Raw genomic sequence first — 8,198 nt, 5'->3', positions numbered from 1 at the left:
CCCAGCCGGCGTCGGGCCCGTCGGCCGCGCCGTCACCACATTCGAGTACGACCCCGCCAGATAGCCGTTGTAGGACTGGAGTTTGTACTCGTACGTCCCACCATTACGCAGCCCTGCCGACGTCCAGGTGGTGCCGCCTAGCCCGATCGGCAGCCGACCCCAATCACCGCCATTGGTGACGTCGCGGGTCCAGACGTACTGGGCCGTTGCGTTCGGGACCGCCGTCCAAGTGAGCTTCGCCTGGCCGTCGCCACTCGCGATCGACAACGCCGTGCCACCCGGAGTGGGACCGGTCGGACGCCCGGTCGCGACGTTCGAGAACACGCCCGTGTCGTGCCCCTTCGTCGTCTCGAGCTTGTACTCGTACGTACCGCCGTTCGACAGGAGGGCCGACACCCAGGGTGAGTTGGACATCGCAAGCGGGAATGGGAGTCGCTGCCAGGTGCCACCGTCTGTGACGTTGCGTGTCCAGACCCAGTAGCCGGTCGCGCCCGGTGATTCAGTCCACGAGATGGTGACCTGACCGTTGCCGTTGGTGGTCGTGAGGACGGGCGCGGTCCTCGGTCCGATGGCCACCGTGGGTAGCGGGCGACTGAATACTGGCCCCAGTCCGTACGTAGCACTCAGCGAATCCTGGAAGGCCGCCGCAATCTTGTACTCGCCTCTCGCGTTCGGGTGCGTACCGTCATAGGTGTCCGTGGAAGCGACGAAGCCTGCCGTCGTATTGGCAAGCGCGATCGGTGACTGAGTCGTCGACATGCTCGACACGATCGAAGTGATCCGCCCATTGAGGTCTGCCACCTTCGCGGCGAAGTCGGTGTCTGTGTCCGCCCGCTCGGTCGGTAGAACGTGCCCGATCACAAGTCGAACATCCGGCTTCGCACTTCGGGCATTGGTCACCAAGGTGCGGAGAGACTGCTCGGCCGTCGGCGCATCCGTAAGCCAGGCAAGGTCGTTCACTCCGAGGAGAACCAGAACGTAGTCGGGTTGAGCCGTGCTCACCTCGGAAGCAATGGTGTTCTTCTCGTCGTACGCAGCGCGACCCCAGGTCGAGTCGTGATCCGCGTCGAACGCGGAGTCGGCGTACCTCATGTCGCCTTGCTGGTTCGTCACGTTGTTGAACAGGTCGCTGCGGGGGCCGACCATGTCGACAGCGACCCCCGAGTCCGTCAGGTGACGGAAGAGGCGGTAGCGCCATGTCCAGTCCCCTGAACTCCCTTGTGAGATCGAGTCGCCCACCACCATGACACGTGGCGTCCCGGCGGCTCTGGCCGCAGGGGATCCCCCGTAGGTAGGCACGATGCCGAGAAGGGCAAGGACCGCAATCAGGAAAGCGCGCAGAGCGATGCGACGAAACACGTGAGCCCCCTGTATCCGGCGACCCCAATCGCGGCGTCGCGGTGATCGCATTATCCAGTCCTCGTTGTCCTCTGTGTCAACGGAAACCTGACACGGGTTTAGGCACGGTGGAGGTTGCCGAGTCCCGTGCCCACACGATCACTGACTGCGTGCCGTGGCACTCCGGAAAGCACGACGACCCCGCCCGAGACGGACGAGGTCGTTGCTGGTGGAGCCAAGGGGACTCGAACCCCTAACCCCCTGCTTGCAAAGCAGGTGCGCTACCAATTGCGCCATGGCCCCGAGTGGGGGAGAGCGGCCTCACGACGAGGTGGACGCCTCGTCGGTCGCCGTGGGACGGGGAGCCGGCGTGACCGGTGCCTGCACGTCGTCGGTGGCCTGGGTCCAGAGGTCCTGCTCGGCCTGCTGCTGCTTGGCCTTCTTCCGAAGGAAGACGACGCCGGCGACGGCTGCACCGACGAGGGCGAGACGCTTCAGCATGCGAGGGATCCTCTCCGTGGGGGCGGTGATGGTGGGCCTAGGAGGACTTGAACCTCCGACCTCTTCCTTATCAGGGAAGCGCTCTAACCGTCTGAGCTATAGGCCCATCGTCACCTTCGCGCGGCCGGCCCACCCCGTCAGAGATGTTGACCGGACGCGAGGGGAAACGTTACCCGATGCACCTCGCCTCACACAAAACGGCCCCCGCCGGTGAGGGCGGGGGCCGTTCGCGTATGCCGTGTCGCCGCGTCCGCGACGCCGGTGGAGGGCCGCTAGGGCGGGTCTCAGTCGTCGGTGAGCGTCAGCTGCACGCCACCGACGAGGGCCGAGCAGATGTTGTAGAGGAAGGCCATGACGGTCGCGATCGCCGTCATGAGGATGACGTCGATGACGCCGATGACGATCGAGAGCGACACGACGCGGCCGAAGCCGACGTAGTCCTTGATCGAGAACGGGTCGGACGTCGTGGTCTGGAGCGACTGGAGCACGCCCTCGATGTCGGTGAAGACGTTCATCGTCGACAGGATCATCCACAGCACGGCCGTGAGGATGACGCCGGCGATGCCGAGCGCGACGGAGAGCAGGAAGCTCATCTTCATGACCGACCACGGGTCGACACGTGCGACGGCGAGGCGGACGCGGCGCGGGCCCTTGTGCTTGCGAGTCGCGGTCGCGGTGCGCGTACCGGTGCTCGCCGAGGAGGCGGCGCCGGACTGGCCGGAGCCGACCCGCTGCGTCGGAGCGGTGCGGCTGGTGACCGCGCCGCGCGAGAGCGCGGTGGCCTGCTCGGCGCTGGAGGCACCCGACGTGCTGCCGGACGCGCCGCTCGCGGCGTAGTAGGAGCCGTTCTGGCCCTGGTCGTCGGAGAAGCCGGAGCCGCTGCCTGCCCGCGTCGACGTGCCGGGCCCGCTGACGGAGCCCTCAGGGCTGGTCGCGCTCATTCGTCACCTCCGTTGTCGGTGTCCGACGAGCTCGCCTCGTCACCCGACGTCTCGTCCGACGGTACGCCATCAGGGCCGGGAACCGTAGCGGGCGCTCCCGGAGCGGACGCCGCGTCACCAGCGGACTCGCCACCCCCGGCACCCTCCGCACCGTCACCGTCCACGATCTCACCGACGACGATGGCGGACTCGGCGTTTCGGGCCACGGCCACGATCGAGTCGCCCTTGTCGGGCGTCGCGAACTTCACGCCCTGTGACGAGCGGCCGGTGTGGCGCACCTCGTCCACGCGCGAGCGCACGATCTTGCCCTTCTCCATGACGACCATGACCTCGTCGGTGGCGATGACGGTCAGGGCCCCGACGAGGTCGCCGCCCTTCTCGGAGAGCTTGGCGACCTTGATGCCGAGGCCACCGCGACCCTGGAGGCGGTACTCCGAGACGGGGGTGCGCTTGGCGAGGCCGTTCTCGAAGACGACGAACACGTCAGGGCTCTCGCCCTCCTCGACGACCGACATGGCGAGCAGGTCGTCGCCGTGGCGGAACTTCATGCCGGTGACCCCCGAGGTCGAGCGGCCCATCGGGCGCAGCGCCTCGTCGGTCGCGGTGAAGCGCACCGACTGGCCCTTGCGCGAGACGAGGAGCAGGTCGTCGCGGTTGGACGCGAGACCGGCGCCGACGAGCTCGTCGCCCTCGCGCAGGTTGATCGCGATGAGGCCGCCGGAGCGGTTGGAGTCGTAGTCGGCCAGGCGCGTCTTCTTCACCAGGCCCGCACGGGTGGCGAGGACGAGGTAGTCGGCCTTGGCGTAGTCGCGGATCGCGAGCACCTGGGCGATCTGCTCACCGGGCTGGAAGGCGAGCAGGTTGGCCACGTGCTGGCCCTTGCTGTCGCGCGACCCCTCGGGCAGCTCGTACGCCTTGGCGCGGTAGACGCGGCCGAGGTTGGTGAAGAAGAGCAGCCAGTGGTGGGTCGTCGTCGTGAAGAAGTGCTCGACGACGTCCTCGCCGCGCAGCGACGCACCGCGGACCCCCTTGCCGCCGCGCTTCTGCGAGCGGTACTGGTCGACCCGGGTGCGCTTGGCGTAGCCACCACGGGTGATCGTGACGACGACGTCCTCCTCGGGGATGAGGTCCTCCATCGACATGTCGCCGTCGAAGGGCACGATCGTCGTGCGTCGCTCGTCGCCGTAGCGCTCGACGATGTCGGCGAGCTCCTCGCTGATGATCTCGCGCTGGCGCACCGGCGAGGCGAGGATCGCGGTGTACTCGTCGATGAGGGTCTGCAGCTCGTCGTGGGCCTCGATGAGCTTCTCGCGCTCGAGGGCCGCGAGGCGGCGCAGCTGCATGTTGAGGATCGCGTTGGCCTGGATCTCGTCGATCTCGAGCAGCTCGATGAGGCCGTCGCGGGCGATGTCGACGGTGCGTGAGCCACGGATGAGGGCGATGACCTCGTCGAGTCGGTCGAGGGCCTTGAGCAGACCGCGCAGGATGTGGATGTCGGCCTCGGCCTTGCGCAGGCGGAAGGTCGTGCGCCGGACGATGACCTCGACCTGGTGGTCGACCCAGTGGCGGATGAAGCCGTCGAGCGGCAGCGTGCGCGGCACCTCGTCGACGAGGGCGAGCATGTTAGCGCCGAACGTCGTCTGCAGCTGCGTGTGCTTGTAGAGGTTGTTGAGCACGACCTTCGCGACGGCGTCGCGCTTGAGCACGATGACGAGGCGCTGGCCGGTGCGGCCCGAGGTCTCGTCACGGATGTCGGCGATGCCCGAGATCTTGCCGTCCTTGACGAGGTCGGCGATCTTGAGCGCGAGCATGTCCGGGTTGACCTGGTAGGGCAGCTCGGTGACGACGAGGCACTGGCGGTTCTGGATCTCCTCGACCTCGACGACCGCCCGCATGATGATCGAGCCGCGGCCCGTGCGGTAGGCCTCCTCGATCCCCTTGTGACCCATGATCAGCGCGCCGGTCGGGAAGTCCGGGCCCTTGATGATGCCGAGCAGCGCCTCGAGCAGGTCCTCGCGCGAGATCTCGGGGTGGTCGAGGTAGTACTGCGCGCCGGCCGCGACCTCGCGCAGGTTGTGCGCGGGGATCTGCGTGGCCATGCCGACGGCGATGCCGGCGGAGCCGTTCACGAGCAGGTTGGGGAAGCGGCTCGGCAGCACGGCCGGCTGCATCGTCTTGCCGTCGTAGTTCGGGACGAAGTCGACGGTGTCCTGCTCGATGTCGCGGACCATCTCCATCGCGATCGAGGCCATCCGGCACTCGGTGTATCGCGGGGCGGCGGCGCCGTCGTTGCCTCGGGAGCCGAAGTTGCCCTGGCCGTCGACGAGCGGGTAGCGCAGCGACCAGTCCTGCACGAGGCGCACGAGGGCGTCGTAGATCGCCGAGTCGCCGTGCGGGTGGTAGTGGCCCATGACGTCGCCGACGACGCGCGCGCACTTGTTGTAGCCGCGGTCGGGCCGGTAGCCGCCGTCGTACATCGCGTAGACGATGCGGCGGTGCACGGGCTTGAGGCCGTCGCGCACGTCGGGCAGGGCGCGGCTGACGATGACCGACATGGCGTACTCGATGTAGCTGCGCTGCATCTCGGTGTTGAGGTCGATCGGCTCGACCCGGTCGTGCTGGCCGATGTCGCTCGGCACGACGACCGCGCTCGCGTTGGGGTCGCCCTCGTCGTCGGCGTCCGTGTCAGCCTCCGGGTCGGGGCCGAGGATGTCCTCGATGCTCTGGTCGGGTGTCTCGTCGCCAGGTGTCTCGTTGCCGGGCGTCTCGTTGCCGGGCGTCTCGTTGACGTCGTCTCCGTCGTTGGGAGGCAGGTCGTCGCTCACGTCAGATCCCTTTGTCTCTCAGTCACATTCGTACAGGTGCGTGGGTCGCCACCGATGGCGTATGCCGTGTCGCCCGTTTCACGTGGAACGTCCCGTCCCAGCGGGGCCGGGCTCGACGGCATACGGCGGCGGTCGGCTAGATGTCGAGGAACTTCACGTCGCGCGCGTTCTTCTGGATGAAGGAGCGCCGCGACTCGACGTCCTCACCCATGAGCACGGCGAAGACCTCGTCGGCCTTCGCGGCGTCGTCGAGCGTGACCTGGAGCAGCGTGCGCGTGCTCTGGTCCATCGTCGTCTCGCCGAGCTCCTGGTAGTTCATCTCGCCGAGGCCCTTGTAGCGCTGGATCGGGTTGTCCTTCGGCAGGCGCCAGCCCTTGCCCTCACCGAGCAGCCGCAGGCCGTCGCGCTCGCGGTCGCTGTAGGCGAACTGGTGCTCGGCATTGCTCCACCGCAGGCGGAAGAGCGGCGGCTGCGCGAGGTAGACGTAGCCGGCCTCGATGAGCGGGCGCATGAAGCGGAAGAGCAGGGTCAGCAGCAGGGTGCGGATGTGCATGCCGTCGACGTCGGCGTCGGCCATCAGCACGATCTTGTGATAGCGCGCCTTGTCGATGTCGAAGTCCTCGCCGATGCCCGTGCCGAAGGCCGAGATGAGCGCCTGGACCTCGTTGTTGGCGAGGATCTTGTCGATGCGCGCCTTCTCGACGTTGAGGATCTTGCCGCGGATCGGGAGGATCGCCTGGGTGTGCGGGTTGCGGGCCTGGGTGGCCGAGCCGCCGGCGCTGTCGCCCTCGACGATGAAGACCTCGGAGATGCTCGGGTCCTTGCTCTGACAGTCCTTGAGCTTGCCCGGCAGGCCGCCCGACTCGAGCAGGCCCTTGCGGCGGGTCGCCTCACGGGCCTTGCGGGCCGCCATGCGCGCGGCCGCGGCCTGGACCGACTTGCGGACGATGTCCTTGCCCTCGTTGGGGTGTGCACCGAGCCAGTGTCCGAACTCCTCGGTCATGGCGCGCTGGACGAAGCCCTTGACCTCGGAGTTGCCGAGCTTGGTCTTGGTCTGGCCCTCGAACTGCGGCTCGGCGAGCTTGACCGAGATGACGGCGGTGAGACCTTCGCGCACGTCGTCGCCGGTGAGGTTCTCGTCCTTCTCCTTGAGGAGGTTCTGCCGGCGGGCGAAGTCGTTGACCAGCTTGGTCATCGCCGCGCGGAAGCCCTCCTCGTGGGTGCCGCCCTCGTGGGTGTTGATCGCGTTGGCGTAGGTGTGCACCGACTCGCTGTAGGCGTTGGTCCACTGCATCGCGAGCTCGAGGCTGAGCGAGCGGGCCTCGTCCTCGACCTCGATCGAGATGACCTCGGGGTGGACCGGCTCGCTGCGCTTGCTGCCGTTGATGTGGTTGACGTAGTCGACGAGGCCGTTGTCGTAGCGGTAGCTGACCCGCTTGGCGGTGACCTTCTTCTTCTCGCCGCCGGCAGTCTCGCCGGCCGCCGCGTCCTGGGGCTCGTCGTCGTCGGTCGACTCGTCGACGACCTCGAGGTCCTCATCGAGGTCGTCGAGGTCCACGTCTTGCTCGCCCGCGGGCTGCTCGATCCGCTCGTCGACGAGGTTGATCGTCAGGCCCTTGTTGAGGAAGGCCATCTGCTGCATCCGGGCCCGGATGGTCTCGAAGTCGTAGTCGACCGTCTCGAAGATGTCGTCGTTGGCCCAGAAGGTGATCGTCGTGCCGGTCTCGTCGGTGGCCTCCTGCTTCTCGAGGGGCCCGTCGGGCACGCCGTCGGAGAAGCTCATCCGGAAGACGTGGCCCTTCTGGCGGACCGCGGCCTTGAGCCGGGTCGAGAGGGCGTTGACGACGGAGCTGCCGACGCCGTGCAGGCCACCGGAGACCTTGTAGCCGCCGCCACCGAACTTGCCGCCGGCGTGCAGCTGCGTCAGGACGAGCTCGACGGCACTGATCTGCTCGACCGGGTGGATGTCGGTGGGGATGCCGCGGCCGTTGTCCTTGACCCGCACGCCCCCGTCGGCGAGGAGGGTGACGTCGATGGTGTCGGCGTAGCCGGCGAGCGACTCGTCCACGGCGTTGTCGACGATCTCGTAGACGAGGTGGTGCAGGCCGCGAGGGCCGGTCGAGCCGATGTACATGCCGGGGCGCTTGCGCACGGCCTCGAGACCCTCGAGGACGGTGATCGCGCTCGCGTCGTAGTCGACGCCGTTGGGCCGGACGTCGGCGGGGATCGCAGGCGCTGGGGGGACGACCGGTGCCGCTGCGTCAGGAGTCGCTGTGTCGTTTGCTGCCACGGAGTCGGATCCGGTGGAACTGGGGGTGGTGCTGGTGGTGATCGGCTCGTCGGCGTCGGACACGTCTCTCCTCGGTGGTCAGACCTCATGCGGGCGGCTCGACGTGGACGTCGAGCCGCAACCTCACCAGTCTAACGGTCCGGCGCGGGAAACCGTGCCCTCAGACGCGCGAAACGGCCACTTTCCGGCCCGAGAACCCGTGGATCCGAGGGGAGGATCACACCAGGGGGATCCAGCGCGCCTCAGGCACCTTCACCCGCCGCAACGCCGTCGGCCACCTCGAGACTGCCGCCGGGTCCCCAT

Annotated in this window: 5 protein-coding genes and 2 tRNA genes; all 7 read right to left on the bottom strand. The window is 67.9% G+C overall.

Features of this window, described 5'->3' with window-relative positions; translation table 11 throughout:
* Positions 1 to 1,359 (bottom strand): SGNH/GDSL hydrolase family protein (locus tag ASG96_RS19300; protein WP_200962722.1); only part of this gene is annotated, 1,359 nt, incomplete at its 3' end.
* Positions 1,360 to 1,565: 206 nt separating this feature from the next.
* Positions 1,566 to 1,641 (bottom strand) — tRNA-Ala (locus ASG96_RS19295).
* Positions 1,642 to 1,659: 18 nt separating this feature from the next.
* Entirely contained in the window at positions 1,660 to 1,839 is a 180-nt protein-coding gene (locus tag ASG96_RS19290) for a DLW-39 family protein (RefSeq protein ID WP_057589004.1), read from the bottom strand.
* 29 nt (positions 1,840 to 1,868) lie between these two features.
* A tRNA-Ile gene (locus tag ASG96_RS19285) sits at positions 1,869 to 1,945 on the bottom strand.
* 178 nt (positions 1,946 to 2,123) lie between these two features.
* Entirely contained in the window at positions 2,124 to 2,780 is a 657-nt protein-coding gene (locus ASG96_RS19280; RefSeq protein ID WP_056750140.1) for a DUF3566 domain-containing protein, read from the bottom strand.
* On the bottom strand, positions 2,777 to 5,605 hold the full coding sequence (gyrA, locus tag ASG96_RS19275) for a DNA gyrase subunit A (RefSeq protein ID WP_056750143.1): 2,829 nt from the start codon (positions 5,603 to 5,605) through the stop codon (positions 2,777 to 2,779). The genes ASG96_RS19280 and gyrA overlap by 4 nt, the downstream gene beginning before the upstream one ends.
* A 136-nt stretch (positions 5,606 to 5,741) precedes the next feature.
* Positions 5,742 to 7,832 (bottom strand): DNA topoisomerase (ATP-hydrolyzing) subunit B, encoded by a 2,091-nt coding sequence (gene gyrB, locus ASG96_RS19270; protein WP_057589227.1) that lies wholly within the window; start codon positions 7,830 to 7,832, stop codon positions 5,742 to 5,744.
* Positions 7,833 to 8,198: the final 366 nt, after the last annotated feature.

This window comes from Terrabacter sp. Soil810 (genome assembly GCF_001429645.1).
Taxonomy (GTDB): domain Bacteria; phylum Actinomycetota; class Actinomycetes; order Actinomycetales; family Dermatophilaceae; genus Terrabacter.
This window is presented reverse-complemented; position numbering and strand designations above follow the sequence as displayed.

Excerpts from the sequence above, each read along its gene's own strand:
- ASG96_RS19290 (WP_057589004.1), bottom strand. The coding sequence starts at position 1,839 with ATGCTGAAGCGTCTCGCCCTCGTCGGTGCAGCCGTCGCCGGCGTCGTC.
- ASG96_RS19280 (WP_056750140.1), bottom strand. The coding sequence starts at position 2,780 with ATGAGCGCGACCAGCCCTGAGGGCTCCGTCAGCGGGCCCGGCACGTCG.